The 26,921-nt window shown below is 64.8% G+C and carries 23 protein-coding genes; 9 read left to right on the top strand and 14 right to left on the bottom strand.

All coding sequences use genetic code 11. The features are described from left to right. Window positions 1–123: 123 nt before the first annotated feature. The 8 genes from ACOJCM_RS03265 to mnmA form a co-directional block, all read right to left on the bottom strand. Entirely contained in the window at window positions 124–591 is a 468-nt protein-coding gene (locus ACOJCM_RS03265; RefSeq protein ID WP_445210624.1) for a glycine zipper 2TM domain-containing protein, read from the bottom strand. A 258-nt stretch (window positions 592–849) separates the two neighbouring features. Further along, complete coding sequence (locus tag ACOJCM_RS03260) at window positions 850–2,445, bottom strand: isocitrate lyase (protein WP_445210623.1); 1,596 nt, start codon at window positions 2,443–2,445, stop codon at window positions 850–852. 391 nt (window positions 2,446–2,836) lie between these two features. Further along, the gene (locus tag ACOJCM_RS03255; protein ID WP_445210622.1) at window positions 2,837–3,271 is read right to left on the bottom strand and encodes a GNAT family N-acetyltransferase; all 435 of its coding nucleotides are present in this window, start codon (window positions 3,269–3,271) and stop codon (window positions 2,837–2,839) included. A gap of 3 nt (window positions 3,272–3,274) precedes the next feature. Then, a complete protein-coding gene (locus ACOJCM_RS03250; RefSeq protein WP_445210621.1) occupies window positions 3,275–4,450 on the bottom strand; it encodes a JmjC domain-containing protein in 1,176 nt (391 codons plus the stop codon). A gap of 89 nt (window positions 4,451–4,539) precedes the next feature. Continuing rightward, a complete protein-coding gene (locus ACOJCM_RS03245) occupies window positions 4,540–5,103 on the bottom strand; it encodes a cob(I)yrinic acid a,c-diamide adenosyltransferase (RefSeq protein ID WP_445210620.1) in 564 nt (187 codons plus the stop codon). 34 nt (window positions 5,104–5,137) lie between these two features. Further along, complete coding sequence (gene purB / locus ACOJCM_RS03240; RefSeq protein WP_445210633.1) at window positions 5,138–6,502, bottom strand: adenylosuccinate lyase; 1,365 nt, start codon at window positions 6,500–6,502, stop codon at window positions 5,138–5,140. 61 nt (window positions 6,503–6,563) lie between these two features. Continuing rightward, window positions 6,564–7,202, bottom strand: coding sequence for a high frequency lysogenization protein HflD (gene hflD / locus ACOJCM_RS03235; protein ID WP_445210619.1), 639 nt, complete (start codon window positions 7,200–7,202; stop codon window positions 6,564–6,566). Beyond that, window positions 7,199–8,311 (bottom strand): tRNA 2-thiouridine(34) synthase MnmA, encoded by a 1,113-nt coding sequence (gene mnmA, locus ACOJCM_RS03230; protein WP_445210618.1) that lies wholly within the window; start codon window positions 8,309–8,311, stop codon window positions 7,199–7,201. Before mnmA ends, hflD begins: the two co-directional genes overlap by 4 nt. 153 nt (window positions 8,312–8,464) lie before the next feature. Between mnmA and ACOJCM_RS03225 the strand changes: the two genes are divergently transcribed. The 3 genes from ACOJCM_RS03225 to ACOJCM_RS03215 all read left to right on the top strand — a co-directional run bounded on the left by ACOJCM_RS03225 (window position 8,465) and on the right by ACOJCM_RS03215 (window position 13,211). Further along, complete coding sequence (locus ACOJCM_RS03225) at window positions 8,465–9,070, top strand: TetR/AcrR family transcriptional regulator (RefSeq protein WP_445210617.1); 606 nt, start codon at window positions 8,465–8,467, stop codon at window positions 9,068–9,070. 77 nt (window positions 9,071–9,147) lie between these two features. After that, window positions 9,148–10,200, top strand: a complete 1,053-nt coding sequence (locus ACOJCM_RS03220) for an efflux RND transporter periplasmic adaptor subunit (RefSeq protein ID WP_445210616.1) — start codon at window positions 9,148–9,150, stop codon at window positions 10,198–10,200. Beyond that, window positions 10,197–13,211, top strand: coding sequence for an efflux RND transporter permease subunit (locus ACOJCM_RS03215; RefSeq protein ID WP_445210615.1), 3,015 nt, complete (start codon window positions 10,197–10,199; stop codon window positions 13,209–13,211). The genes ACOJCM_RS03220 and ACOJCM_RS03215 overlap by 4 nt, the downstream gene beginning before the upstream one ends. 30 nt (window positions 13,212–13,241) lie before the next feature. Here ACOJCM_RS03215 and ACOJCM_RS03210 read toward each other — a convergent pair whose 3' ends face one another. Next, on the bottom strand, window positions 13,242–13,694 hold the full coding sequence (locus ACOJCM_RS03210; RefSeq protein WP_445210614.1) for an NUDIX domain-containing protein: 453 nt from the start codon (window positions 13,692–13,694) through the stop codon (window positions 13,242–13,244). Then, on the bottom strand, window positions 13,691–14,299 hold the full coding sequence (locus tag ACOJCM_RS03205; protein ID WP_445210613.1) for a pseudouridine synthase: 609 nt from the start codon (window positions 14,297–14,299) through the stop codon (window positions 13,691–13,693). The genes ACOJCM_RS03210 and ACOJCM_RS03205 overlap by 4 nt, the downstream gene beginning before the upstream one ends. A 118-nt stretch (window positions 14,300–14,417) precedes the next feature. Here ACOJCM_RS03205 and icd point away from each other — a divergent pair, with 118 nt between their 5' ends. The 3 genes from icd to clpA all read left to right on the top strand — a co-directional run bounded on the left by icd (window position 14,418) and on the right by clpA (window position 18,615). Beyond that, window positions 14,418–15,674 carry an NADP-dependent isocitrate dehydrogenase gene (icd, locus tag ACOJCM_RS03200; RefSeq protein WP_445210612.1) on the top strand — a complete coding sequence of 419 codons (1,257 nt, stop codon included), beginning with the start codon at window positions 14,418–14,420 and terminating at the stop codon, window positions 15,672–15,674. Between the two features lie 140 nt (window positions 15,675–15,814). After that, complete coding sequence (gene clpS, locus ACOJCM_RS03195; protein ID WP_445210611.1) at window positions 15,815–16,198, top strand: ATP-dependent Clp protease adapter ClpS; 384 nt, start codon at window positions 15,815–15,817, stop codon at window positions 16,196–16,198. 140 nt (window positions 16,199–16,338) lie between these two features. Further along, window positions 16,339–18,615, top strand: coding sequence for an ATP-dependent Clp protease ATP-binding subunit ClpA (gene clpA, locus ACOJCM_RS03190; RefSeq protein ID WP_445210610.1), 2,277 nt, complete (start codon window positions 16,339–16,341; stop codon window positions 18,613–18,615). Between the two features lie 97 nt (window positions 18,616–18,712). Here clpA and infA read toward each other — a convergent pair whose 3' ends face one another. The 3 genes from infA to aat all read right to left on the bottom strand — a co-directional run bounded on the left by infA (window position 18,713) and on the right by aat (window position 20,603). Beyond that, window positions 18,713–18,931 carry a translation initiation factor IF-1 gene (infA, locus tag ACOJCM_RS03185; RefSeq protein WP_010627817.1) on the bottom strand — a complete coding sequence of 73 codons (219 nt, stop codon included), beginning with the start codon at window positions 18,929–18,931 and terminating at the stop codon, window positions 18,713–18,715. 181 nt (window positions 18,932–19,112) lie between these two features. Then, window positions 19,113–19,847 (bottom strand): arginyltransferase, encoded by a 735-nt coding sequence (locus ACOJCM_RS03180; protein ID WP_445210609.1) that lies wholly within the window; start codon window positions 19,845–19,847, stop codon window positions 19,113–19,115. Window positions 19,848–19,859: 12 nt separating this feature from the next. Beyond that, entirely contained in the window at window positions 19,860–20,603 is a 744-nt protein-coding gene (gene aat / locus ACOJCM_RS03175; RefSeq protein ID WP_445210608.1) for a leucyl/phenylalanyl-tRNA--protein transferase, read from the bottom strand. Window positions 20,604–20,867: 264 nt separating this feature from the next. On the opposite strand from aat, the gene ACOJCM_RS03170 reads away from it, so the two are divergent. Next, window positions 20,868–23,921: a DNA translocase FtsK 4TM domain-containing protein gene (locus tag ACOJCM_RS03170; protein WP_445210632.1), complete on the top strand. Its 3,054-nt coding sequence runs from the start codon at window positions 20,868–20,870 to the stop codon at window positions 23,919–23,921. Between the two features lie 124 nt (window positions 23,922–24,045). After that, window positions 24,046–24,675, top strand: coding sequence for an outer membrane lipoprotein chaperone LolA (lolA, locus tag ACOJCM_RS03165; RefSeq protein ID WP_445210607.1), 630 nt, complete (start codon window positions 24,046–24,048; stop codon window positions 24,673–24,675). 55 nt (window positions 24,676–24,730) lie between these two features. Here the strand turns inward: lolA and ACOJCM_RS03160 are convergent, their stop codons facing one another. Further along, a complete protein-coding gene (locus tag ACOJCM_RS03160) occupies window positions 24,731–26,074 on the bottom strand; it encodes a replication-associated recombination protein A (RefSeq protein ID WP_445210606.1) in 1,344 nt (447 codons plus the stop codon). A 209-nt stretch (window positions 26,075–26,283) separates the two neighbouring features. Between ACOJCM_RS03160 and ACOJCM_RS03155 the strand changes: the two genes are divergently transcribed. Beyond that, on the top strand, window positions 26,284–26,829 hold the full coding sequence (locus ACOJCM_RS03155; protein ID WP_445210631.1) for a hemerythrin domain-containing protein: 546 nt from the start codon (window positions 26,284–26,286) through the stop codon (window positions 26,827–26,829). Window positions 26,830–26,921: the final 92 nt, after the last annotated feature.

The raw sequence follows: 26,921 nt of genomic DNA, 5'->3' as shown, positions 1-26,921 counted from the left end.
AACCTCTCGTCGTATCGCTTCCTCATAGAAACACCCCGAAGGTTGGATTGGGTGTCCAACTTTCGGGGTGCAGTTCATATTACCGCGGGCCCTTGGTTTATGCAGAAGGTAGTTCGGGCGCGATCAGTACGGTGCGACGCTGACACTGGCCCCGCTGCCGATGATGCGCACACGCTGACCGACCTGGAAGTCGCGATCGGCCTTCTGCACGATGACCACTTCCTGACCGTCGTCGCGGCGAATCTCCATCTCCCAAGCGCGTACCCGGTTGGTGGATTCCTCGGCGGCACTGCCCGCCACGGCGCCGCCGAGGACACCTGCGGCCGTGGCCAGTTGCCGGCCGGAGCCGCCGCCGACCTGGCTGCCGAGCAGGCCGCCGATTACAGCGCCGCCACCGGTGCCGATGAGACCACCCATGCGGCTGTCGGCCTGAATCTGCACCGGACGCAGAGCGGTGATGGTACCGAAGGTGACGGTCTGGGCGGTTTGCGCTTGATTGCCGCGGTAGACGTCGCCGCCCATGGTCGAGGTGTTCGCACAGCCGGCCAGGGTCAGCATGCCGATGGCCACTACGGGAAGAAGACGCTTCATGTACACCTCCTGAGGCTAAACGGCGTGGGTTGTGGAGTCGCCGTGCCGAGTTAGGGAACGCTGTTTGCTAACAAGCTTAATCAGTGCTGATGAGTTTGACCAGCAAGAAGCCTGACAAGTGCCGCGGGGCGATTGTGGGAAGCAGGGAAAGAATATGCAAGTCGAGGCGTGCGGCTGTGCCGCTGGAGAGCAGTGAAGTGAAAAAAGGGAGGCACGAGGCCTCCCAAGGGTTCCAGTCGTTCTACCGTGACGCCAGGATCAACCGAACTGGTTCATGGTATTGTCCTTGCCGCCGGCCTTGAGTGCCGCTTCGCCGTGGAAGAATTCCTTGTGGTCGTCGCCGATGTTGGAGCCGGCCATGTCCTGGTGCTTGACGGTGGCGATACCTTCACGGATCTCGCGGCGCTGCACGCCCGCCACGTAGGCCAGCATACCCTCGTCGCCAAAGTAGCCCTTGGCCAGGTTGTCGGTGGACAGTGCGGCGGTATGGTAGGTCGGCAGCGTGATCAAGTGGTGGAAGATGCCTGCCTCGCGCGAGGCGTCGCGCTGGAAGTTGCGCGTCCACTCGTCGGCCAGCTTGCCAAGTTCGGTGTCGTCGTACTCGGCGCTCATCAGGTTGGCGCGATCATAGGCGGAGACATCCTTGCCTTCCTTCTCCCAGGCGTCGAACACCTGCTGACGGAAGTTCAGGGTCCAGTTGAAGGAGGGCGAGTTGTTGTAGACCAGCTTGGCGTCCGGCACCACTTCGCGGATACGATTGACCATGCTGGCAATCTGGCCGACGTGGGGCTTCTCGGTCTCGATCCACAGCAGGTCGGCGCCGTTCTGCAGGCTGGTGATGCAGTCAAGCACCACACGATCTTCACCAGTGCCCGGCTTGAACTGGTAGAGGCCGGAGGCCAGGCGCTTGACCTTGACCAGCTTGCCTTTCTGCTTGATGACCACGTCGCCGTTGTCGATATCGGAAGCCGAAGTGATCTCCTCGCCGTCGAGGAAGCTGTTGTACTGGTCGCCCAGGTCACCCGGCTCCTTGGTCACGGCGATCTTCTGGGTCAGGCCGGCGCCCAGGGAGTCGGTGCGGGCGACGATGACGCCTTCCTCGACACCCAGCTCGAGGAAGGCATAGCGTACGGCGTTGATCTTGGCCAGGAAGTCCTCGTGGGGCACGGTGACCTTGCCGTCCTGGTGGCCGCACTGCTTTTCGTCGGATACCTGATTCTCGAGCTGGATGCAGCAGGCGCCCGCCTCGATCATCTGCTTGGCCAGCAGGTAGGTGGCCTCGGCGTTGCCGAAGCCGGCATCGATATCGGCGATGATCGGCACCACGTGGGTTTCGTGATTGTCGATCTTCGCTATCAGCTCGTCGGCCTTGGCCTTGTCGCCGGCCTTCTGGGCCGCTTCCAGGTCGCGGAACAGGTGGTTGAGCTCCCAGGCATCGGCCTGGCGAAGGAAGGTATAGAGTTCGCCGATCAGGCTCGAAACGGAAGTCTTCTCGTGCATGGACTGGTCGGGCAGCGGGCCGAACTCGGAGCGCAGCGCAGCGACCATCCAGCCGGAGAGGTAGAGATAGCGACGCTTGGTGGTGCCGAAGTGCTTCTTGATGGAGATCAGCTTCTGTTGGCCGATGAAGCCGTGCCAGCAGCCCAGGGACTGGGTGTACTGGGAACTGTCGGCGTCATAGGCGGCCATGTCCTCGCGCATGATCTTCGCCGTATAGCGAGCGATGTCCAGGCCTGTCCTGAAACGGTTCTGGGCGCGCATGCGGGCGGCATTCTCGGGGCTGATATTGGCCCACTTGCCCTGCTGGGCTTCACGCAGTTGAGCCAGTGCCTTGATGTCGTCTTTGTATGACATGGTGCCATCCTTCCGATCAGAGTTTGAGGTCATCGGCTTCGATAGCCTGCGGTGGCGATCGCTGCCTTGACGGGTCGCTCGCTCGTTGCACTCGGCCGGTCGATCCGGTTTATGCTGCAACTGCGAAGTAAAATCAGCTTCAACCAGAGTGAATCGCTTGTCTCTACGGCGTTGGTCGAATGCGATTCGACGTTTCAACACGGCTGTCCTAAGAGGCTTTTTCAAACTCATCGAACAGTCGTTTTAACGTCGCCTTGATTTCACTATGCCCCATGGCGCGTGACGCTCACAATCATCACTTGGGGGGAAGGAGGGTTGTAGCTCGACTACAAGAGTGTGCGAAGGGCACTCGCTCCTGTAGTCGAATTTCGTCGATAAAGGAGAGAGGAAGCTATTGGGCGTTCAGCCAGAGGCACATGTTGCGATGCGGAATACCGGCATCCAGGAAAGCGTCGCCAAAGGCGGTAAAGCCAAGGTTTTCATAGAAACCGAGGGCATGGGTCTGGGCGGCAAGCTCGACCCGCGCATGGCCGAGCCGGCGGGCCGTCTCGATGGCGGCCCGCATCAGCCCGGCGCCAACGCCAAGCCCGCGCGCCTCATCGAGCACGGCGACACGCCCGATATGCCCATCGGGGAGCAGGCGGGCGGTACCCAGCGGGACCCCGTCACGGAGGGCCAGGAAATGGCGGCACTCGACGTCGCGACCGTCCCACTCCTCTTCCTGCGGTACCTTCTGTTCCACGATGAATACCACGCGGCGTATCTCGCTGGCCTGGGCACCGAGTTCGTCCCAACTCCCTTCGCGAATTTCGACGGGGCCGGTCATCGCTTACTCCTCCGCGTCATCGAGCCAGGTCAGGCTGCCGGCATCGAGAAGGGCGGTCAACAACTCGGCGGCGCCCTCGTGTTCCAGCAGCTCGGCGTCCAGCGACACTTCACCCGCCACGGCGCGGGCCAGCGGCAGGGCGCAGACGACGCCATCGCCATCGGCAAACAGCGTGGCGCGTTCATCGTCCTGGGCGCGCCAGGCGAAGCGAGACCCAGGGCTTCGCAGCAATTCCTGCCCCTCCTGTAGTAGGGCGACAAGCTCATCGACATCCGTAGGGTATTCACTGGCAACAAGCTGATCGACGTACTTGGGTTGGGTCATCACGCGGCCGAACCACTGGGCGAGCTGGGCCGGATCGTCAAGGGTATCGAGGATCAAGCGACGCATGCGCGCAAGCGAGGCGTCGTCGAGTTCGGCCGGATCGTCGGGCGGGGCCATGCCGGCGTCGGCGTAGCGCAGCGAGGAGGGCAACTGCTCACCCAAGTAGTCGGCGTAGGAGGTGATCGCTTCATCCGCCGAGGGGGCGCGAAAGCCCACCGAGTAGGTCATGCAGTCGTCGGACTCGCTGACGCCGTGGTGCGCCCAGCCTGGCGGAAGGTAGAGCATGTCGCCGGGCTCCAGCACCCAGTCGTCGCCCGGCTCGATCGTGAAGCGCTCCAGGATGCGCAGGTCGATGCCGGCGATGAGCGGGGCGTCGTCGGGCACCTTCCCACCGAGCTGCCAGCGCCGCCGTCCCAGGCCCTGAAGCAGGAAGACGTCGTACTGGTCGACGTGGGGGCCGACACTGCCACCCGGCGGGGCGTAGCTGATCATGATGTCGTCGAGCCGCCAGCGCGGCAGGAAGTCGAAGTGCTCGAGCAGCTCGGCCACCTCGGGTACATAGTGGTCCACGGCCTGCACCAGCAGGGTCCAGTTGCGCTCGGGCAGTTCGCCGAACACGGCCTCGTCGAAGGGCCCGTGGCTGACCTGCCAAGGGCCGTCGGGGCCTTCCTCTTCCACCAAGCGAGCCTCAACGCCCTCCTCGCAGGCGAGCCCGGCCAGCTCGTCGGGGTCGAGCGGACTCTCGAAGTCGGCAAGAGCGCCACGGATCAACAGCGGCTTGCGCTGCCAGTAGTCGCGCAGGAATTCGGCGGCGGTGAGGCCGCCCAGCAGGCTGAGGGGGGCATCGCTTGGCATGGTATCTCGCTATCGGGCAGATGGCACAGAAGGGCCGCAGGGCGCCGATGGCGACCCTGCGAAGTGAAGAAGTCATGGTAGCGTATTGCTCAGCGGTTGGCGCCGGGCACCCAAAGCACGTCGTTCTTGCCGTTGTCGTTGGCCCGGCGGGCGAGAACGAACAGCAGGTCCGAGAGCCGGTTGAGGTAGCGCAGCACCTCGGGATTGACCGGCTGTTCGGTCATCAGCGCCGTGACGCAGCGCTCGGCGCGGCGGGTCACGGTGCGCGCCAGGTGCAGGTGGGCGGCCAGCGGCGTGCCGCCCGGTAGGATGAACGAACGCAGGGTGGCGAGTTCGGCGTTGTACGCATCGATTCGTGCTTCGAGGAATTCGACCTGGGCCGGCGTGACCCGAAGCGGCGGGTACTCCGGCGCCTCCTGCTCCGGCGTGCACAGGTCGGCGCCGAGGTCGAACAGGTCGTTCTGCAACCGGGCCAGAACCTCGTGCAGTTCCCCCTCGGCGTGGAGCTGGGCCAGGCCGAGCGTGGCGTTGGCCTCATCTACCGTGCCGAAGGCTTCCACGCGCAAGTCGTGCTTGGCCACGCGCGTGCCGTCGCCGAGACCGGTGTCGCCCTTGTCCCCGGTGCGGGTGTAGATCTTGGTGAGCTTGACCATCGTTTCCTCCTGCCGGGGCTGTTGGGCCGCCGGGCTATAGCCGGCGTGCCTGGGCCTCGGCGTTACCGATGTAGGTGGCCGGCGTCAGCGCCTTGAGCTCGACCTTCACTTCCTCGGGAAGCGCCAGCGTGTCGATGAAGGCGGCGAAGCCGGCCTGGTCGATGCGTTTGCCGCGGGTCAGCTCCTTGAGCTTCTCGTAGGGCTTCTCGATACCGTAGCGACGCATGACCGTCTGGATCGGCTCGGCGAGCACTTCCCAGCTGGCATCGAGATCCTCGGCCAGGCGCGCCGGGTTGGCTTCGAGCTTGCCGATGCCCTTGAGCGCAGCTTCGTAGGCGACCAGGCCATAGGCCAGGCCCACGCCGAGGTTGCGCAGCACGGTGGAGTCGGTGAGGTCGCGCTGCCAGCGCGAGATCGGCAGCTTTTGTGCCAAGTGGCCGAGCACGGCATTGGCCAGGCCCAGGTTACCCTCGGAGTTCTCGAAATCGATAGGATTGACCTTGTGCGGCATGGTCGAGGAGCCGATCTCGCCGGCCACGGTCCGCTGCTTGAAATAGCCCAGTGAGATATAGCCCCACACGTCGCGATCGAAGTCGATCAGCACGGTGTTGAAGCGGCAGACCGCGTCGAACAGCTCGGCGATGTAGTCATGCGGCTCGATCTGGGTGGTGTAGGGGTTGAAGGTCAGACCCAGGCCCTCGACGAAGGTGCGCGCGTTGGCCTCCCAGTCGACCTCGGGGTAGGTGGCCAGGTGGGCGTTGTAATTGCCCACCGCGCCGTTGATCTTGCCCAGAATCTCGACGTTCTCGATCTGCTTGAGCTGGCGGCGCAGGCGATAGGTGACGTTGGCCATCTCCTTGCCCAGGGTGGTGGGGCTCGCCGTCTGGCCGTGGGTACGCGAGAGCATCGGCAGGTCGGCATGTTCGTGAGCCAGGCGGGTCACCTCGTCGGCCACCCGGTACATGACCGGCAACAGGGTTTTCAGGCCATCCGTCAGCATCACGCCGTAGGAGAGGTTATTGATATCCTCGCTGGTGCAGGCGAAGTGCACGAACTCGGTGACCGCATGCAGCTCCGGCTGGATCGCGATCTTCTCCTTGATGAAATACTCCACCGCCTTGACGTCGTGATTGGTGGTGCGTTCGATTTCCTTGATGCGCTCGGCGTCGGCCAGCGAGAAATCGCGGATCATCGCTTCCAGAAAGGCCGTGGCTTCGGCCGAGAGCGGCGGCACTTCGACGATGCCGCCCTGTTCGGCGAGGCGTTGCAACCAGCGAACCTCGACGATCACGCGGGCCCGAATCAGGCCGAACTCGCTGAAGTGCTCGCGCAGCGCCTCGACCTTGTTGCCGTAGCGGCCGTCGACGGGCGAAAGAGCGGTAAGAGCGGTGAGGGGCAGGGAAGCGGCTTGCATGATCGTCGTCCGGTACGTGGAGGGAAAGCGTAAGAGGAAACAGGTGTCAGCCCAACTGATCCAGGGTCTTCTTCAAGGCGCCGCGCTGGAACACCAGCTTCCAGCGGCGACCGCCTTGCTGGTGCCAGAGCAGGGCGAAACGGATGCCGGCGAGCAGAATGGCGCGAACCCGCTCTGGCATCATGCGACTCTGCAGCATCGAAGGGTCTCCGTGGACCACGATGCGTGTCTTGAAGGTGGAGAGGGTCTCCTGATAGGCCTCGCCCAGGCTGGCGATGACGTTCTCGTGGGTGGCACCGAAGTGCTCGGCCTGACCCTGGATCCGGCTCAACTGCTGGCCAAGGGATGCCATCATGGCGTCATTGGTGCGCAGCTTGTTCATCAGCAGCAGCAGCGAAAAACCGTAGCGCAGCACCACGGGGTTGGCTTGCTTGCGACCCACCACGGCCTCGAGTACCTCGAGGCCCCGGCGCAGGTTGTTGGGGTGTCCGCCGTAAATCGCCTCGAAGCTCTCCGGGTTGGTGTCTAGCGTCGCGCGAATCAGCGTCTCCCAGGCGCGCGGCTCAACCTGGCCCGTGCGGGCGAGTTCGTCGACCAGGCTTGCGGCCTGGAATACGCCCGCCAGGGCCAGGGCCTGGCGCGCCGTCGGGGAGTCCGGGGCGCGATGGATGGGAGTCGTGTTCATGCGCCGCGCCCCGTGGCATTCCAGGTGGTACGGATCACGCCGCCGCCGAGGCAGATATCGCCATCGTAGAGCACCAGCGACTGGCCCGGCGTGACGGCACGCTGGGGGGCGTCGAAGCGAACCTCCACGCCGCCATCCGCAAGCGTGTGCATCTGGCAAGGCACGTCGCTCTGGCGATAGCGGGTCTTGGCGGTATAGCGCCCTTCGGTCGCGGGCGGCTCGCCGGCCACCCAGTCCATCGCCTCGGTGGCCAGCGAATCGGTATACAACAGCGGATGGTGCTTGCCCTGCACGGCGATCAACACGTTGCGCTCGAGGTCCTTGCCCGCCACGTACCAAGGTGCCTCGGGGTGATGGGCCAGCCCACCGATACCGAGCCCCTGACGCTGTCCCAGGGTGTAGTACATCAACCCCATGTGTTCGCCGATGATCTCGCCTTCCGGCGTCTCGATCACGCCCGGCTGTGCCGGCAGGTATTGCTGCAAGAATTCGCGGAAGCGGCGTTCACCGATGAAGCAGATGCCGGTGGAGTCCTTCTTGCGTGCGGTGGCCAGCCCGTGACGCTCGGCGATGGCGCGCACCTCGGGCTTCTCGAGCTCGCCGACCGGGAACAGCGTGCGGGCGATGGCGACCTCCGGTACGGCGTGCAGGAAGTAGCTCTGGTCCTTGTTCGCGTCGAGACCCTTGAGCAGTCGCGGCCGCCCGTCGCGCTCTCCGCCACGGACATAGTGCCCGGTGGCAATCTGAGCGGCGCCGAGCATCTCGGCATATTCGAGGAACACCTTGAACTTGATCTCGCGGTTGCAGAGGATGTCCGGGTTCGGCGTCCGCCCGGCCTTGTACTCGGCGAGGAAGTGCTCGAACACATTGTCCCAATACTCGGCGGCGAAGTTGGCGCTGTGCAGCTTGATGCCGAGCTTCTCGCACACGGCCTGGGCATCCGCCAGGTCGGCCTTGGCGGTACAGTACTCGGTGCCGTCGTCCTCGTCCCAGTTCTTCATGAACAGGCCTTCGACCTGATAGCCCTGCTCCAGCAGCAGCAGGGCGGAAACGGAGGAGTCGACGCCGCCGGACATGCCGACGATCACCTTGCCTGAGGTGGCGTTCATGGTCGCTCTCGGGTTGAGTGGGTCGCAAATGGGCGGGGATTATACCCTACATTCTGGTGGGGCTTCATCCTGTCCTGACGAACGGCGTCTCTGCGCGACAGCGGGCCCTCCTGCTTATTGACCGGTCGGCCAGTTAGCGTTATCTTCCGCATCATGAGCCCAAGAACACAGACCCGTGATCCCGAGCTGACCCGCGCCCGCATCCTGGACGCGGCAGAAGCGCTGTTCGTCGAGCAGGGCTTCTCCGCCGTCAAGCTCAGCGCGCTGGCCCGCTCTGCCGAAGTCACCAAGAGCCTGATCCACCACCATTTCGGCAGCAAGGAGCAGCTGTGGGAGGCGGTCAAGAATCGCGCCTTCGAGCGCTACTTCACGGCCCAGATGGCGATGCTCGAAGAGGCCGGCGAGCCCGATGCCGCCTTGCTGCGCAGTTCCGTGGAAACCTATTTCCACTTCCTGCGCGACAACCCTGGCGTGGTGCGGCTGTTTGCCTGGACCCACCTGGAGGGGGATAGCCATTGCGGTGAGCTGGACAACCAGCTCGTCGGGGCGGGCGCCGAGTGGGTTCGCCAGGCCCAGAAACGCGGCCTGCTGCGCCAGGACATCAACCCGACCCATGTGATCGCCGTGTTCGTGATGACCTGTACCCAGTGGTTCGAGGCCAAGTGCCACCATGAGCACTGGCCGGGCATGGGCTCCGACGAGGCGTTCCTCGAGGATTTTCTCAAGATTTTCCTGGAGGGCGTCACGCCCCACGAGTGAGCTTTTTTTACTGCCATAACTGACCGGTCGACCAGTTTATAGGAGGAGCGATGCGTAGGGTCATGGGGGAGGGGAAGATGGCTTGGGCCTTGCTGTTGTCGGCAGCGCTACTGGCGGGCTGCGATGCCGCTCCCGCTCAACCCGCGCAGAACGAGGCGCCGCTGCCCAGCGTGCGCGCCGACACAGTGCGCCTGGCGCGAGATGAAGTGAGGTACCGCTTCCCCGGTACGGTGCGCGCCAGCGAGCGCGCCGCGCCCGCCTTCCTGCATGGAGGCGTGTTGCGCGAGCGGCTCGCGACGCGCGGGCAACGCGTCGCGCGAGGGGAGGCCCTGGCGACGCTCTACAATCCGTCCCTGGCGCCGGCATTGGCGGCGGCCGAAGCGCGGGTACGCGAACTCGATGCCAACCTGAGCCGTCTGGGGCGCGACGTGGAGCGCTCTCGCGCCCTGCGTGAACGTAACCTCAGTGCGGAAGAGGAGCTCGACCGACTGCGCGCCGAGCGGGAGGCCGTTGCCCAGGCCCGCGAGCGGGCCCTGGCTCTGCGCGATGAGGCTCGGGCGCAGCTCGACGAGTTGACCCTGCGGGCGCCATTCGATGCCGAAGTGACCGACCTGCTGGCCGAGCCGGGCGATTTCGTCGCGGCCGGCGAGCCCGTCATGAAACTGGCCGGGCTCTCGGGGCGTGAAGTCGAAATTCGCCTGCCTGGGCGACTCGCCGCTCGGCTCGAGGTGGGGCATGAAGCCGAGCTGCTGGCCATGAGCGAAGCAGAGCGCATTGCGGGGCGGGTGATGCATGTCGGCCGTGCGGATGGCGCCATGGCGCCCGTCATCGTCGCCATCGAGTCAGCGCCTGCGCCAGCGCTGGGGGAGTCGTTGCGAGTGAGGCTTGAGCTGGTTTCCCAGCCGGTCATGCAGGTGCCGTTGGCGGCGGTGGTCGATCCCGGCGGCCATGCTCCGCATGTGCTGGCACTGGACGACGACGATACGGTTCGACGCGTCGCCGTGACGCCAGGTCGATTGTCCAACGGCTGGGTGTCGGTGACGGCAACGGCACTCGATACTGGCGACAGGGTGGTGACAGCGGGGCAGGGTCGGCTGGAACATGGCATGCAGGTGAGGGTGCTGCCATGAGCTGGCTTATCGCCTCACTGCGCTACAAGCGGCTCATACTCAGTGTCACCCTGTTGTTGGCCCTGCTGGGCCTGGCGGCCTGGCTGGCAATGGATCGCCAGGAGGATCCCTTCTTTCCCTATCGCTTCGGCCAGGTGCTGGTGCCCTATCCCGGGGCGGAGCCGGAGCAGGTCGAACGGCTGGTGCTCAATCCGCTGGAGGAGGAGCTGGCCCAGATCGAGGAAGTCAACGACATCATCGGCACGGCTCGACTTGGCGTGGCCCACGTTACTCTCGAGATGCATGAGCACGTCTACGATACCGATGCGGCCTGGGAGCGAGTGCGCATTGCCGTGGAACGGGCGAGCCGAGAATTTCCCGATGGCGTGGGCAAGGCCGAGATCCGCGATCGGGACTCGGATGCCCACGGCATCGTTCTGGCGGTGACCGGCTCCGACGATCTCCTCGAGCTACGTGAGGCGGCCAAGCGGCTGCGCCGGGACCTGTTCCAGCTCAAGGAGATCGCCCGCATCGACCTGTTGGCCGACCCGGGGCAGCAGGTGGTAATCGGCTGGGATGACACCCTGGCCGAACTGACCGGGCTCGATGCCCGTGCTCTCGGCAGCCAGCTGGCCGCACGTAATCTGACCGTGCCCGGCGGAAGCCTGGCGCTTGGTGGGCGCTCCCTGGTGCTCGATCCCCGTAGTGAATTCGGTGCGCTGGATGAACTGGCCGACACGCCGATACGCACCCGGGGAGGCGGCCAGGTACCGCTAGGCGAACTGACCGATGTCTCACTCGCGCCACAGCAGCCGGCCACCGAGCGCATGTGGCATGATGGCCGGCCGGCGGTGGCGCTGGGGCTGGTGCTATCCAACGATCGAGTCAACGCCGTGGGCTTCGGCAAGCGCCTGCGTGCGCTGGTGGACGAGTTGCGCCCGGCCTATGCCCCGCTCACCATCGAGGAGACCTTTTACCAGCCGCGCTGGGTCGAGCGGCGGCTGGCGGAGCTCGGCGTCTCGCTGCTGTTGGGCGTCGCAATTCTCGGCGTCCTGCTGTTCCTGGCCATGGGGCTGCGGCTGGGGCTTGCCGTGATCGTCATCGTGCCACTCGTGACCTTCTCCTCGCTGGCTCTCTACGCCATGGGCGGTGGTGTCCTTCATCAGATCGCCGTGGCCGGCATGGTAATTGCGCTCGGCATGCTGGTGGACAATGCCATCGTCATGGTCGAGAACCTCCAGTGGCATCGCGACCAGGGGCGTTCGGCCATTCAGGCCGTGACACGCTCCGTGCGGGAACTTGCGGCACCGCTGCTCGCCGCTACCGGCACCACCCTGGCTGCCTTCGTACCGCTGCTGCTCTCGAGCGGCAATACGGCAGACTTTACCCGCGCCATCCCGATCATGGTGATGCTCACCCTCACGGTGAGCTACCTCTATGCCGTGTTCGTCACGCCGATATTCGCCGCCGCCATTCTCAAGCCGCGGCTCGAGGCACGTCGCGAGCGGCTCCAGACGTTGGGGCGGCGCGTGGGACGGCTGGCCGTGCGCTGGCCGGCCTGGGTGTTGGTAGCAGCGGGCATGCTGCTCATGGGCGCCATGGCGATGATGCCATTGCTCGATCAGAATTTCTTTCCCGACACCGATCGCAACCAGCTGGTCGTGGATCTCAACTTTCCCGAAGGCACCCATCTCGATCAGACAGCGTTCCACGCCGAGGTGCTGGCGACGGCGCTGGCCGAGCGGCCGACGGTGCAGGCCGTACACCGCTTCGTCGGCTTCAGCGGCCCGCGTTTCTACTACAACCTGGTCGAGCAGCCGCGCCAGTCTCATCTGGCGCGGCTGGTGGTAGAAGCCGAGGAGGCCGATGACCTGACGGGGCTGATGGCATGGGTGAGGTCGGTAGCACCCGATCGATGGCCCGAGGCCGAGGTGGTGGCGCGGCGTCTGGGTCAGGGGCCGCCGCTCGAAGCGCCGGTGGAAATACGTGTCTATGCCGAGGATCGCGCCGCACTGGCCGATGCTGCCGCACGCATCCTCAGCGTGGTGCGTGAGGCCGAGGGCGCACGCGACGCTCGTCACCGGCTGGGCGAGGGATTGGCCACACTGCAGGTCGAGACCGACGATGCCCGTGCCGCCGAATACGGACTTTCGCGGCACGACGTGGCCACGGTGCTGGCCGGTGCCAGCCGCGGCATCGAGATCAGCACCTGGCGCGCCGGACGCGACCCCGCGCCCCTGCTGGTACGCGCGCCGGAGGGGGAGCACTTCTCCATAGACGGGATCGAGGGGCTGCGCCTGACCACTGGGGATGGCGGCTCGCTGCCGCTAGGCGAGATCGCTTCCCTGGAGACGGCCTGGCGCCCGGCGGTGATACAGCATCGCGGCCTGCGCCGCATGACCGTGGTGCTGGCCGAGGTCGCCGATGGCTGGACCTATGACGGCGTGCTGGGCGAGATCATGCCCCGCCTGGCGGCGCTCGAACTGCCGGCGGGAGTCGGCTATGCCGTGGGCGGGGCGGCGGAGTCGGCAGGTGATGCCAATACCGCACTGTTCCAGACGCTACCGGTCGGCGGGTTGTTATTGGCCGTTTTCCTGCTGGCGCAGTTCAATTCCTTCCGCCAGCTGCTCATTGTGCTGACTACCGTGCCGCTGGCGGTCATCGGCGTCATACCGGGGTTATGGCTGACCGGACAGCCGTTCGGCTTCACCGCCATGCTCGGCGTGGTGGCGCTGGTCGGTATCGTGGTCAACAACGCCATCGTGCTGATCGATCTGATGAACGCGAATCGTCGTCAAGGTCTCGTCGTGAGTGAAGCGGTGATTACCGCCGTGGCCCGGCGCACGCGGCCGGTGCTGCTCACCACGGCCACCACGGTGGCCGGCCTGGTGCCGCTGACCCTGACCCAGTCGACGCTGTGGCCACCGATGGCTTGGGCGATCATTTCGGGGCTGGTCGCCTCCACGCTACTGACCCTGTTGGTGATTCCGGCGATGTATCGCCTGCTGATGAGGAATCAGGGGCATACGTAAAGACGGCGATCAAGGACGGTATCACCTCGCCTAGCGCTCGTGGACGACATCCATGGGATAGAAGCGCTTGGCCAGGGCGTCGCGAATACGGCGCAGAACCAGCGGGCTGCGCAGGCGCCCCAGGCGCTCCAGCTCTTCGACCTCCTCCAGGGTCAGCCAGTGCACACCGAGGATGGCGGGATCGAGCGGGTTGCCCAGGTGAGCCAAGGCCATGCCGAAGAAACCATGGCTGTGAAAGGTGTCGCCGCCGGGTGTCCGGTAGACGTAGAGCCCGAGATAATCGGTGATCCCCACTTGCCAGGCGGTCTCCTCGCGCAGCTCGCGCAGGGCCGCCTCCTTGATTCGCTCGCCGGGCTCCAGATGACCGGCGGGCTGATTGAAGAGCGTGGTCTGGCTGCCCCTCGGGGCTTCCTCCACCATCAGGAAGCGACCGGCGCGCTCTACTACGGTGGCCACGGTAACGTGTGGGTGCCAGCGGCTCATCGGCGATCTCCTTGACGGCGCGGCGAGCGCCTTGGCGTATTGCGTGGTGCGTGCAGGATTTCCCGGCGCCACTCGCCCGGGGCCAGCCCGTTCAAGCGCCAGGGACCGATGGCCACGCGCACCAGGCGCAGGGTAGGGTGGCCGACGTGGGCTGTCATGCGTCGCACCTGGCGGTTGCGGCCTTCGCTGATGGTCAGCTCGAGCCAGGTCGTCGACGGGTGTCGCTTGGGGTCCACCGGCGGAGTTCGCTCCGCCAGCGCGCTTTCAACCAGGCGACGTACTCTGGCCGGTCGGGTGCTCCCATCGTTGAGTTCGACGCCTTGGCGCAGGGCGGCCAGGGCCGCCTCGTCAGGCGTGCCTTCCACCTGCACGCGATACGTCTTGGGCTGCTTGTGACGCGGGTCGCTGATGCGCTGGATCAGCGCGCCGTCGTCGGTCAGCAGCAGCAGCCCTTCTGAATCGTAGTCCAGCCGTCCGGCCGCGTAGATGCCCGGCACGTCGATGACGTCCGCCAGGGTGGCGCGCGGCGTTTGGCCCGCTCCGCGACGGTCGGTGAACTGCGACAGCATGCGGTAGGGCTTGTGCAACAGGTAGATGGCACTCATCAGACGAAGGTCTTGCTACCATAGATTGTCGACAAATATGGAGGCAAGCCTACTCCGAGTGTCGGGGCGAATGCTATACTCCGCGCTCCACTGAACAGACCAGACAGGGGAGTTCTCAATGGGGTTCCAGAAAATTGTCGTCCCTGAAGGCGGCGAGAAGATCACCGTCAACGCCGACAACACCCTGAACGTGCCGAACAAGCCGATCATCCCGTTCATCGAGGGTGATGGTATCGGTGTCGATGTGACGCCGGCGATGAAGATCGCCATCGATGCCGCCGTGCAGAAAGCCTACAACGGCGAGCGCAAGATTCACTGGATGGAAGTCTACGCCGGTGAGAAGGCCACTCAGGTCTACGACCCCGATACCTGGCTGCCGGAAGAGACTCTCGAAGCCGTCAAGGATTACGTGGTTTCCATCAAGGGACCGCTGACCACCCCTGTGGGCGGCGGCATTCGTTCCCTGAACGTGGCCCTGCGTCAGAAACTCGACCTCTACACCTGCCTGCGCCCGGTGCGCTGGTTCGAGGGCGTGCCGAGCCCGGTCAAGAAGCCTGCCGACGTCGACATGGTGATCTTCCGCGAGAACTCCGAGGACATCTATGCCGGCATCGAATGGAAGGCCGGGACCGCGGAAGCCGACAAGGTGATCAAGTTCCTCCGCGAGGAGATGGGTGTGACCAACATCCGCTTCCCCGAGAACTGTGGTATCGGTGTCAAACCGGTTTCCGTAGAAGGCACCAAGCGCCTGGTGCGTCAGGCCCTGCAGTACGCCGTGGACAACGATCGCGAGTCGGTGACCCTGGTGCACAAGGGCAACATCATGAAGTTCACCGAAGGCTCCTTCAAGGACTGGGGCTACGAGCTGGCCAAGGAGGAGTTCGGTGCCGAGCTGCTCGACGGCGGCCCGTGGATGCAGTTCAAGAATCCCAAGTCCGGCAAGAACATCGTGGTCAAGGACGTCATCGCCGATGCCATGCTGCAGCAGATCCTGCTGCGTCCGGCCGAGTACGATGTCATCGCCACGCTGAATCTCAACGGTGACTACCTCTCCGACGCCCTGGCGGCGGAAGTGGGCGGCATCGGCATCGCGCCGGGCGCCAACCTGGCCGACGCCGTGGCCATGTTCGAAGCGACCCACGGCACCGCGCCGAAGTATGCCGGCCAGGACAAGGTCAACCCCGGCTCGCTGATTCTCTCCGCCGAGATGATGCTGCGTCACATGGGTTGGGTCGAAGCGGCCGATCTGGTCCTCAAGGGCATGGAGAAGGCGATTTCCAAGGGCGAGGTCACCTACGACTTCCATCGCCTGATGGACGATGCCAAGCTTCTGAAGTGCTCCGAGTTCGGTCAGGCCGTCGCGGACAACATGTAAGCGGCCCGCCGAACCCATCGGGGCCCCCGTTCGCCAGGCGGACGGGGGCCTTTTGCGTATCAACCGGAACCCTGCCGATCTTTCGTCGTCTATATCTGCGACGCCTGAAGGCCGGCTTGTCGAGATGGTGTGTGGCTTTTATGTTCAAGACAGAAGACCCGAGCGCGTGGGAGTCGGTCGGTGTCGTGGCAGGTATGACGCGGCCGCCGAATCCCGAAGAGGAGGATGACGGCGATCTCTCCGTCCAGTCGGCCGACCCCGAGGTGGCACGACCGCCGTTGTACAAGGTGGTGCTGCACAATGACGACTACACCCCCATGGAGTTCGTGGTGGAAGTACTGCAGAGTTTCTTCCACATGGACAGCGAGACCGCCGTGCAGGTCATGCTCACGGTGCATACCCAGGGGAAGGCCACCTGCGGCATCTTCACCCGTGACATTGCGGAAACCAAAAGCCATCAAGTCAATCAATATGCAAGAGAATGTCAGCACCCGCTGCTCAGCGATATCGAGGCGGCGGACTGACTCCCGGTCTGCTCGAGACGGGGTAGGAATGGCAGTCGTTGAGTGAAGAGACTTGCAACGGCGGCGTTTGTGCCCGATGTTGAAGATGCCGGACCACGAAAGATCCGATGCAAGCCCTAAGCGGCGAGAAGGGGACTGCCATGCTGAGCAAAGAACTTGAACTGACCCTGAACACGGCGTTTACCGTGGCCCGCTCCAAGCGCCACGAGTTCATGACCGTGGAGCACCTGCTGCTGGCGCTGCTCGACAATGCCTCAGCGGCAGACGTGCTGCGAGCCTGTGGGGCCAACCTCGACAAGTTGCGGTCCGACCTGCAGGATTTCATCAATTCCACCACGCCTCTGATCCCCGAGGACCAGAGCGATCGCGAGACCCAGCCGACGCTGGGCTTCCAACGCGTACTGCAGCGTGCCGTTTTCCACGTGCAGTCCTCCGGCAAGAGCGAAGTGACCGGGGCCAACGTGCTGGTCGCTATTTTCTCCGAGCAGGAGAGCCAGGCGGTCTACTTCCTCAAGCAGCAGAACGTGGCCCGGGTCGATGCGGTGAACTACATCGCCCATGGTATCTCGAAGGTGGCCGGCCACGGCCAGAACCCCTCTTCTTCGCCCAACGAGGCCGAGGAAGCCGAGGAGGGCGGCGGCGAGACCAGCGCCAACCCGTTGACCGGCTACGCTACAAACCTCAACGAGCAGGCGCGAATGGGCAAGATAGATCCGCTCATCGGGCGCGAGCACGAGCTCGAGCGGGTAATCCAGATATTGGCCCGCCGGCGCAAGAACAACCCGCTGCTGGTGGGCGAGGCCGGCGTGGGCAAGACCGCTATCGCCGAGGGGCTGGCCAAGCGCATCGTCGAGGAGGATGTTCCCGAGGTGATCGGGGACGCGGTGGTCTATGCCCTCGACATGGGCGCATTGCTGGCCGGTACCAAGTATCGCGGCGACTTCGAGAAGCGTCTCAAGAGCCTGCTGGCGGAGCTCAAGAAGCAGCCCAACTCGATTCTGTTCATCGATGAAATCCATACCGTGATTGGTGCCGGGGCGGCTTCCGGTGGCGTGATGGACGCGTCCAACCTGCTCAAGCCGCTGCTCTCCTCGGGAGAACTGCGCTGCATCGGTTCCACCACCTTCCAGGAATTCCGCGGCATCTTCGAGAAGGATCGGGCGCTGGCGCGCCGCTTCCAGAAGGTCGACGTCCTGGCGCCGTCCGTGGACGACACCATTCGCATTCTCAAGGGGCTGCGCTCGCGCTTCGAGGAGCATCATCGCCTCAAGTACACCGACGCGGCACTCGAGAGTGCGGCACGGCTGGCGGATCGCTACATCAACGACCGCCACCTGCCCGACAAGGCCATCGACGTGATCGACGAGGCCGGTGCCCACCAGCGGCTGCTGCCGCCGGAGGTGCGGGTCGATACCATCGACGTCGACCAGGTCGAGGCGGTCGTCGCCTCCATCGCGCGGATACCGCCGAAGAGCGTTTCCAGCTCCGACCGCAAGCTGCTGGAGAACCTCGACCGCGACCTGAAGATGCTGGTGTTCGGCCAGGACGAGGCGATCGACAGCCTCTCCGCTGCCATCAAGCTCTCGCGGGCCGGTCTCAAGTCGCCCGACAAGCCGGTGGGTAGCTTCCTCTTCTCCGGCCCCACCGGGGTGGGCAAGACCGAGGTGGCACGCCAGCTGGCGCGTATCATGGGCATCGAGCTGGTGCGCTTCGACATGTCCGAATACATGGAGCGCCATACCGTATCGCGGCTGATCGGTGCGCCCCCGGGCTACGTCGGCTACGACCAGGGCGGCTTGCTTACCGAGGCGATCACCAAGCAGCCGCACTGCGTGCTGCTGCTCGACGAGATCGAGAAGGCGCATCCCGAGGTGTTCAATCTGCTGCTGCAGGTCATGGACCATGGCCGCCTGACCGACAATAACGGCCGCGAGGCGGATTTCCGCCACGTGATCCTCGTCATGACCTCGAATGCCGGGGCGGAGCAGCAGGCACGACGTTCCATCGGCTTCCAGACCCAGGACCACTCGAGCGATGCCATGGAAGTGATCCGCAAGACCTTCTCGCCGGAGTTCCGCAACCGCCTGGACGGCATCATCCAGTTCCACTCCCTGCCCACCTCGGTGGTGCGCAGCGTGGTCGACAAGTTCCTGGTGGAGTTGCAGGCGCAGCTCGACGAGAAGCGGGTCCAACTGGATGTGGACATGGCCGCGCGCGACTGGCTGGCCGAGAAGGGCTACGACCCCAGCATGGGCGCAAGGCCCATGGCGAGGCTGATCCAGGACAAGCTCAAGAAGCCGCTGGCGGAGCAGATCCTGTTCGGAGAGCTATCCGAGCATGGCGGGGTGGTTCACGTCACGGTGGAGGATGGCGAGCTGCATCTGTCCACGGAGTCGGAAATGGCCGACGCACCCTGATCATTCAGGATTGCCTCGACCCCCGCACAGCGCCCTGTCTTCGGACGGGGCGTTGTTCTTTCGGGGCGATTGGCGTCGCCGCGAACCCTACCGCACGTCAGCGTGAGCGGTAGACGATGCGACCCTTGGTCAGGTCATAGGGAGTCAGCTCGACCTTGACCTTGTCGCCGGTGAGAATGCGGATGTAGTTCTTGCGCATCTTGCCCGAAATGTGGGCTGTGACGACGTGGCCGTTTTCCAGCTCGACGCGAAAGGTGGTGTTGGGAAGGGTATCGACGACGACGCCTTCCATTTCGATATGGTCTTCACGTGCCATATAGGCGGTTCCTCGCTGATGACGTTGGTCGTTTGAATCCTGCCCGTCAGGGCCGGCGCTGCCGCCGACATGGCAGGCAGTGCTGCGGGCACGACGATTATCGCGCCCGTCACAAGGATAGCGCGATATTGTGCCGTAAGCCGGGCGTCAAGGCAAAGCAGGGCGACTCAAGCCGGTGGCGCTATGGCAGCAGGCGCCGCCAATGCCTGCCCTCGAGCATTTCCAAGGGGCGATAGGCCTCCTTGTAAGACATCTTGCGGCAGTTTCGGATCCAGTAGCCCAGATAGACGTGTGGCAGCCCCTCGCGCTTGGCCTGGTCGACCAGGCTCAGCACCGCGTGGGTGCCCAGTGATCGACGCTCCCAATCAGGGTCGGGATCGAAGAAGGTGTAAATGGCAGAGAGTCCGTGCTCCAGGCGATCGAAGGCCGAAACGGCCAGCAGGCGCTCCCCGAGGCGAAATTCAAGCAGTCGCGAATAGGGTTCGTCCAGGGTCAGGAAGGTGCGGTACTGTTCGCGGCTTGGTGGGTACATGTCGCCATCGCAGTGGCGCACCCGGATGTAGCGTTCGTAGAGGGCGTAGTGCTCGGGGTCGAACAGGGCCTGGCGCTCGACCAGGCGCAGGTCCGCATTGCGCTTGACCACGCGACGCTGGCTGCGACCAGGCTCGAACTCCTCGACCGGTATGCGCACCGATACGCAGGCACTGCAGCCCTCGCAGTGCGGCCGGTAGAGGTGGCGGCCACTACGACGAAACCCCAGCAGGGCTAGCGAATCGTAAATCCCCTGGCCATGGGACTCCTGGGGATCGAGGAACAGCGTCGTCGCCTCGTGTCCCTCCAGGTAGCTGCAGGCATGCGGAACCGTCAGGAAAAAGCGAAGATCCCGTATCGGTTGACGAGGCGTATTGCTGCTCACGTGGGTCGCCTCCTAGCTGAGAGCGGTCAGGGTCTCGACGCGTGTTGGGTCATCGGGCAGCGCCCAGCCGGGTAGCGGATATTGGCCGTCCCCTTGCCCCGGCGTCGCCAGGCATGATTCAAGATAGTTGATGAACTCGCTGCGGGCGATGTCTCGCGCGCCCAGACGGGCCAGGTGCCGGGTGTGCATCTGGCAGTCGATCAGGCGACCACCGCCGCTGCGCATGGCCCGTACCAGGTGGACCAAGGCGATCTTGGAAGCGTCGCTTGCTCGCGAGAACATCGACTCACCGAAGAACACCGGACCCATGGCCACGCCGTAGAGGCCGCCGACCAGCAATCCCGCTTGCCATACCTCCACCGAGCGGGCGTAGCCGAGTCGATGCAGTGCAACGTAGGCGGTTAGCATCTCTTCGGTGATCCAGGTGCCTGGCTGGCCCTGGCGGGGGGCGGCACAAGCCTTGACCACGGCCTCGAACTCGCGATTGCAGGTAATCGCGAAACCGCCGTTGCGCAGCCGCTTGGCCAGGCTGCGGGTGATGCGCAACTCGTCGGGGAAAAGCACCATGCGCGGGTTGGGGCACCACCACAGGATAGGCTGATCTTCGCTGTACCACGGGAAGATACCACGCCGATAGGCGGCCAGCAGCCACTCCGGCGTCAGTGCGCCGCCGGCTGCCAGCAGGCCATCCGGATCGCGCAGGGCGTGCGACACGGAAGGAAAGCGCACAGGTTGCGCGGGAAGCCAGGGCAGCATGCAGGAGTGCTCCTCGTCAGCGTGGGTAGCACTAGTCTGACGCCGGAGCCGATTCGGCTCAAGCAACTGACGTGACCACTGTGCCGGGGCTGACAGTCCCGGTATGATGGCGGCTGAGTTCATTCTGCTTCATGCAAGTCAAGGAAAGGCACCGTAGCGCTACGGTGCGAGGGGGTTGGCGAGTTGAGTGCAAAGGAAAAGGGCGTGCCGCGGCACGCAACGGAAGAGAGCCCCCAGCAGTCGACCACGCGCTTGTCGATCCACCTGCATGGCGTGGCCCGGGAAGGTGCGATCATCATTCTGCTGGCCGCTTGCGTGTTCCTGCTGCTGGCCCTGTTCAGCTATCAGCCGTCGGATCCCGGCTGGTCCCAGCGCGGGCCGGAAACCCAGGTGAGCAACTGGATGGGGCCCTTCGGCGCCTGGCTGGCCGACGTGCTCTATTCGCTGTTCGGCGCCAGCGCCTTGTGGTGGCCGGGTATGCTGGGTTTTGCCGGCTGGTGGTTGATCCGGTCGCGCCGGGTGCAGATCGAATGGGACGCAACGGCCATTGCCGTGCGCCTGGGTGGCCTGGTACTGCTGCTGCTGGGAACCACCACGCTGGGCGCGTTGCATTTCTATAGCCCGGACAGCGTGCTGCCCTATGCCTCGGGAGGCATCCTGGGGGAGGGGCTGGTCGGCGCCCTGGTTCCTCTGGTCGATGCTGGCGGTACCGGCCTGCTGGCCGTGGCTGCCATGTTGTGCGGCTTTCCTCTTTTCACCGGGATTTCCTGGCTGACGGTCATGGACGAACTCGGCCATCGCTCCTTATGCCTGTGGCGCTGGGCCGCCACTCCGTTTGGGTTGGTGCGCAATCGCCACGAACCCGACTGGGAGGAGGAGGACGACAGCCTGGCGGACGAGGAGCCCGAGCCGACCGTACAACCCGAGACGCCGCGGCGTCGTTGGCGCTTCTGGCGGCGTCGCCACGGCGAGGCCGCTGCCGGCACGACAGCGCAGCGCGAGCCGGGGCTGGAGCCCTCTTTCGGCGACGATGGCGATACCGACATTCCCTGGGACGTACCCGAGCGCACGCCTTCCGCCAAGCGTCCCGAGGCCGCCTATAGTGCGCAGCGAAGCGAGCCGTCGCCACGAGCCGGCGTCACCTCGCCGCAGCCCGGGCTGGTCGGCACGCGAGCCGACGAACCGTTGGCCGCCGCTGCACTCAAGGCCAGTCGGCAAGATGATGCCGTACCGGCTTCCTCCATGCCGCTGCGGGCGACCGACGATCAGGAGAAGCCGGCGCCTTCCACCGAATCCACTTCGGGGTTCCAGCCCGACGAGCCTGCGACGCCGGAGCCGGAAGAGAAGGCGCATGCTGCAGCCGAATCGGCCGATTCGTTTGCACCAGGGCGCCGCGAGCCGGGGCTTGGCGACTTCACGCCGGATGAACCGGACGATACGCATGAGCCGCGGCTCAATTGGCATGATGTCGGTCGCAACATGTACGACGAAGAAGGTGAACAAGAGGTTCTGGAAGAAGGCCGCGAGTACCATGGTGACATCGCCGCCCCGGAGCCGGAGACGTCGCCCGAACCGCGAGAAGAACTCCCCTCGAGCGGCTACGCCGATCAGGCCGAGGGGCTGCGTAGCTGGCGTGAATCGGCCACCCAGGGCGATGGCCGCGACGAGGTGGCAGCCGGTGCGAATGCAGGGCGGATAGCCACTGCCGAACAGGCCCGTGAGGCGGCCGCGGAGCCGGAAGGCCCCACGCTGTGGACGGTAGAGCACCTGCAAAGCCAGCGACCCGTGCTGGATGACATGCCGGAGCCGGATGGGGAATTGCCTAGCCTGCGTCTGCTCACGCCGCCCGAACCGCACCAGCAGAACTACACCGAGCAGCAGTTGGCCGACATGGCTGAACTGCTCGAGACGCGGCTGCGCGAATACGGTGTCAAGGCCGAAGTGGTGCACACCTGGCCGGGCCCGGTAATCACCCGCTTCGAGATCAAGCCTGCCGCCGGCGTGAAAGTTTCCAAGATCAGCAATCTGGCCAAGGACCTGGCGCGCTCGCTGATGGTCAAGAGCGTGCGCGTGGTGGAAGTGATACCCGGCCGGCCCACCGTGGGCATTGAAATCCCCAATCCGCACCGGGCAATGATCCGCCTGCGCGAAGTGATCGACTCCGACCGCTACCAGCAGGAAGCCTCGGCGTTGACCCTGGCGCTTGGCCAGGACATCGGCGGCGGTCCGGTGGTGGCCAACCTGGGCAAGATGCCCCACCTGCTGGTGGCCGGCACCACCGGCTCGGGCAAGTCGGTGGGCGTCAATGCCATGCTCATCTCGATGCTGCTCAAGGCCACCCCCGAAGAGCTGCGCCTGATCATGGTCGACCCCAAGATGCTGGAGCTCTCGGTCTACGATGGCATCCCGCATCTGCTGGCGCCGGTAGTGACCGACATGAAGGAGGCTGCCAACGCCCTGCGCTGGTGCGTGGCCGAGATGGAACGCCGCTACAAGCTGATGGCCGCCATGGGCGTGCGCAACATCGCCGGGTTCAACGGCAAGCTCGACGAGGCCGAGCGCGCCGGGGCCCAGGTGGCCGACCCGCTATGGGAGCCGCAGCCGTGGGAGATGCACGAGTCGCCCCCGGTGCTCGAGAAGCTGCCCTACGTCGTGGTGGTGATCGACGAGTTCGCCGACATGTTCATGATCGTGGGCAAGAAGGTGGAGGAACTCATCGCTCGCCTGGCACAGAAAGCAAGGGCTGCGGGCATTCACCTGATTCTTGCCACCCAGCGGCCTTCGGTGGACGTGGTCACCGGCCTGATCAAGGCCAATATTCCCACCCGCATGGCCTTCCAGGTATCGTCCAAGGTCGATTCTCGCACCATTCTCGACCAGGGCGGCGCCGAGAACCTGCTGGGCCACGGCGACATGCTCTACCTGCCGGCCGGCGCCGGGTTGCCGTCTCGGGTACACGGCGCTTTCGTCGATGACGACGAAGTCCACCGGGTGGTGGAAGACTGGAAGCGTCGCGGCGAGCCGGAATATATCGACGAGATCCTCTCCGGGGGCGTCTCCGCCGAGGCCCTGGCCGGGCTCGAGGCCGATGGTGGCGAAGGGGGCGGCGATGCCGAGCAGGATGCGCTCTACGACGAAGCGGTGCAGTTCGTCACCGAGAGCCGCCGAGCCTCCATCTCGGCGGTGCAGCGTCGCTTCAAGATCGGCTACAACCGGGCCGCCCGCCTGGTGGAAGCCATGGAAGCGGCCGGTGTGGTCTCTTCCATGGGTTCCAATGGCGGTCGCGAAGTGTTGGCCCCACCGCCGGTAGGTAACTGATGGTCGTCGCCCCGGGGCGACAAGGATGCATCAATCATGAAAGCGTCGACGGGCATGCAACCCGTCGGCTCGAAGCGAGTCGGAGAGACAGGATCCATTCAGGACCTGCCGAGGGAGATATACGATGAGCATGAAGAAGACCCTAGCTGCACTGGCCCTGACCCTCGTCATGCCGGCAGTCGGCTTGGCCAGCGAAGGTGCCGATCGCCTGACCCGCATGCTGGAGCCGCTGGAAACCTTCGAAGCCCGCTTCGAGCAGCTGATCCTCGATGGCAGCGGTGAGCGCCTGCAGCAGGCCAACGGGCAGATGTGGCTGTCGCGCCCCGGCAAGTTCCGCTGGGAGGTCGATGCCCCCTACCAGCAGGAAGTGATTTCCGATGGCGATGAGGTCTACCTCTATGACCCCGACCTGGAGCAGGTCACCGTACAGGCGCTCGACCATCGCGTGACCCATACGCCGGCGCTACTGCTCTCCGGCAGCGCCCGCGAGTTGACCGAAAGCTATGAGGTGTCACGTCAGCAGCAGGGAGGCAGCGAGACCTTCCGCCTGGTGCCGAAGTCGCCCGACACCCTGTTCGAAGAGCTGCACATGACCTTCAACGACGAACGCCTGGCCGCCCTTCAGATGGTCGACAGCACCGGCCAGGAAACCGTTATTGAATTCAGCGATGTACGCACTAACCGGGATATCGACGATAGTCGCTTCACGTTTCAGGTTCCCGACGGGGCCGACGTGATCCGCGACACGCACTGATACTCGGCGCCGAGCCGATACCGCCAGCGCCGCCCTCGAGGCGGCGCTGGCGTCTCTATTCGCCTTCCACGCCGCTGTCGGCCTGGGCGTCCAGGTCGGCGCGCCAGGCCATCAGCTGCGCATAGCGCTTCTCCTGGCCATGCTCGCTGGGCTGGTAGAACGCCTCGCGGGGCAGGTCGTCGGGCCAGCAGTCGTGAACACTGCCTGCGGGGTAGCCCTGCGGTTCGTTGTGGGCATAGCGATAACCGTGGCCATGGCCGAGGGACTCCATCAGCTTGGTCGGTGCGTTGCGCAGGTAGGCAGGAACCTCCAGGCGCGGCTGGGCGGCGGCGTAGCTCTTGGCTCGCTTCCACGCCTGGTCGATGGCGTTGCTCTTGGGCGCAATGGAGAGGTGGATGGCCGCATGGGCGATGGCACGCTGTCCTTCATAGTCGCCCAGCCGCAGGTAGGCGTCCCAGGCCGCCATGACCAGCGGCAGGGCGCGCGGATCGGCATTGCCGACATCTTCCGAAGCGATCGCCGCCAGCCGCCGGACTACGTCGAGCGGGTCGCCACCGCCCTGGATGAAGCGGGCCATGTAGAGCAAGGCCGCATCCTGGCGCGATGAGCGCACCGACTTGTGAATCGCCGAGAGCAGGTCGTAGTAGTAGTCCCCCTGCTTGTCGAAGGCGCTGGCCTGGTGGCCGAGAGCGGCATCGAGCGCTTCACGCGGCAGTCTTTCGCCATCCCCTTCAGGCACGGTGAAGTCACAGGCGGTTTCCAGCATGCCCAAGGCGCGCCGCGCATCGCCGGCCGCGGCACGCGCCAGCATGCCCAGTACCTCATCGTCCACGACGATGAAACGATCGCCCAGCCCGCGTTCGGGGTCGCTCAGGGCTCGCCGCATCACGTCGATGAGTTCCTCGTCGTCGAGCGACGTGAGCACATACACGCGAGCACGGGAGAGTAGCGCCGAATTAACCTCGAAGGAGGGGTTCTCGGTGGTGGCGCCGATCAAAGTCAGCAGTCCCGATTCCACGTGCGGCAGCAGGGCGTCCTGCTGGCTCTTGTTGAGCCGATGGATTTCGTCGAGGAAAAGCAGGGTGGCACGCCCCTGGCCCTGCACGGCTCGGGCCCGATCCACGGCGGCGCGGATCTCCTTCACGCCCGCCATGACTGCCGAGAGCCGCTCCAGATGCGCGCCGGAGTGCTCGGCGAGGATCTCGGCCAGGGTGGTCTTGCCGGTGCCGGGCGGCCCCCACAGGATCATCGAACGCACACTGCCGGTTTCCGCCATGCGCCGCAGCGGCTTGCCCGGCCCGACCAGGGCCTGCTGGCCCACATAGTCATCGAAGTGGCGTGGGCGCATGCGATAAGCCAGCGGTGCGGAAGCGTCGGGCGCCTGGCCGAAAAGATCCATGAATATACTCCTTGCTTCTTGCAATACGACCTTGGGCGATGTGCGGGGTCGGGCCGCAGGGTCTAGGGTGGATACAGCATCCCTGTCTCTTCGTGCCGTTACCCGATTGCGACATGGCCGTGTCCTGATAGCGACAGGACTGAACCCGCTCCCGTCCCACGACTCCAACCACTATACCGCTCATCGTTAGAGGAGGCCTCGACATGCCCATGCTGACCCAACTGCGTCAGGATCATGCCAACATGGCGCGCATGTTGCACGTCCTTCAGCTCAAGCAGAAAGCACTGGCTGCCGGCGAACGACCCAACTTTCAGCTGGTTCGCGAAGTGGTCGATTACATTCTCGACTACATGGAGGGATTTACCGTTCCGCTGGAGCGTGTCTGCACGGAGCGCCTCAAGGCCTTGGCGCCCGGGTGCAGTGAGCTGACCGAGCGGTTGGCGAGCGACTACCAGGCCCTGCGTCAGCGCCTGATGCGCCTGTCCAACGATATCGACATGATCCTGATGGATGCCGTGGTGCCAATGGATCGCTTCGCCGAGGATCTCAAGGCCTACCTCGCTGCCCACCGTGCGTATTTGCGTGATGAGCGCGAGCTGCTCTTCCCGCTGATTCGCGAGCATTTCGACGATGCGGATTTCGAGCTTCTGGCCCAGGCGCTTCCCGAAGGGGCTGCGGCCAAGCTGGAGCGGCTTCAGGAGGCTTATCCGGAGCTCTACGCCGAGCTACGCGAAACTCCCGAGCCGGCGGCCTGAGCCGGCGGCGAAACGGGGGCTTCAGCTCGCTCGGCATGCTGCTAGAATGGTCACCTCTTAGTAGCAGCCGAGCGACCTACATGAACATCGTT

It is taken from the genome of Billgrantia hypersalina, assembly GCF_052584175.1.
Note: the sequence above shows the minus strand (reverse complement) of the source record. Positions and strands in the feature narration are given on the sequence as shown.

Excerpts from the sequence above, each read along its gene's own strand:
- ACOJCM_RS03225 (WP_445210617.1), top strand. The coding sequence starts at position 8,465 with ATGAGCCCAAGAACACAGACCCGTGATCCCGAGCTGACCCGCGCCCGC.
- ACOJCM_RS03250 (WP_445210621.1), bottom strand. The coding sequence starts at position 4,450 with ATGCCAAGCGATGCCCCCCTCAGCCTGCTGGGCGGCCTCACCGCCGCC.
- ACOJCM_RS03205 (WP_445210613.1), bottom strand. The coding sequence starts at position 14,299 with ATGAGTGCCATCTACCTGTTGCACAAGCCCTACCGCATGCTGTCGCAG.
- ACOJCM_RS03245 (WP_445210620.1), bottom strand. The coding sequence starts at position 5,103 with ATGGTCAAGCTCACCAAGATCTACACCCGCACCGGGGACAAGGGCGAC.
- aat (WP_445210608.1), bottom strand. The coding sequence starts at position 20,603 with ATGCTGCCCTGGCTTCCCGCGCAACCTGTGCGCTTTCCTTCCGTGTCG.
- ACOJCM_RS03260 (WP_445210623.1), bottom strand. The coding sequence starts at position 2,445 with ATGTCATACAAAGACGACATCAAGGCACTGGCTCAACTGCGTGAAGCC.
- mnmA (WP_445210618.1), bottom strand. The coding sequence starts at position 8,311 with ATGAACGCCACCTCAGGCAAGGTGATCGTCGGCATGTCCGGCGGCGTC.
- ACOJCM_RS03215 (WP_445210615.1), top strand. The coding sequence starts at position 10,197 with ATGAGCTGGCTTATCGCCTCACTGCGCTACAAGCGGCTCATACTCAGT.
- clpA (WP_445210610.1), top strand. The coding sequence starts at position 16,339 with ATGCTGAGCAAAGAACTTGAACTGACCCTGAACACGGCGTTTACCGTG.
- ACOJCM_RS03210 (WP_445210614.1), bottom strand. The coding sequence starts at position 13,694 with ATGAGCCGCTGGCACCCACACGTTACCGTGGCCACCGTAGTAGAGCGC.
- ACOJCM_RS03220 (WP_445210616.1), top strand. The coding sequence starts at position 9,148 with ATGGCTTGGGCCTTGCTGTTGTCGGCAGCGCTACTGGCGGGCTGCGAT.
- infA (WP_010627817.1), bottom strand. The coding sequence starts at position 18,931 with ATGGCACGTGAAGACCATATCGAAATGGAAGGCGTCGTCGTCGATACC.
- hflD (WP_445210619.1), bottom strand. The coding sequence starts at position 7,202 with ATGAACACGACTCCCATCCATCGCGCCCCGGACTCCCCGACGGCGCGC.
- lolA (WP_445210607.1), top strand. The coding sequence starts at position 24,046 with ATGAGCATGAAGAAGACCCTAGCTGCACTGGCCCTGACCCTCGTCATG.
- ACOJCM_RS03265 (WP_445210624.1), bottom strand. The coding sequence starts at position 591 with ATGAAGCGTCTTCTTCCCGTAGTGGCCATCGGCATGCTGACCCTGGCC.
- ACOJCM_RS03255 (WP_445210622.1), bottom strand. The coding sequence starts at position 3,271 with ATGACCGGCCCCGTCGAAATTCGCGAAGGGAGTTGGGACGAACTCGGT.
- ACOJCM_RS03160 (WP_445210606.1), bottom strand. The coding sequence starts at position 26,074 with ATGGATCTTTTCGGCCAGGCGCCCGACGCTTCCGCACCGCTGGCTTAT.
- clpS (WP_445210611.1), top strand. The coding sequence starts at position 15,815 with ATGTTCAAGACAGAAGACCCGAGCGCGTGGGAGTCGGTCGGTGTCGTG.
- icd (WP_445210612.1), top strand. The coding sequence starts at position 14,418 with ATGGGGTTCCAGAAAATTGTCGTCCCTGAAGGCGGCGAGAAGATCACC.
- ACOJCM_RS03155 (WP_445210631.1), top strand. The coding sequence starts at position 26,284 with ATGCTGACCCAACTGCGTCAGGATCATGCCAACATGGCGCGCATGTTG.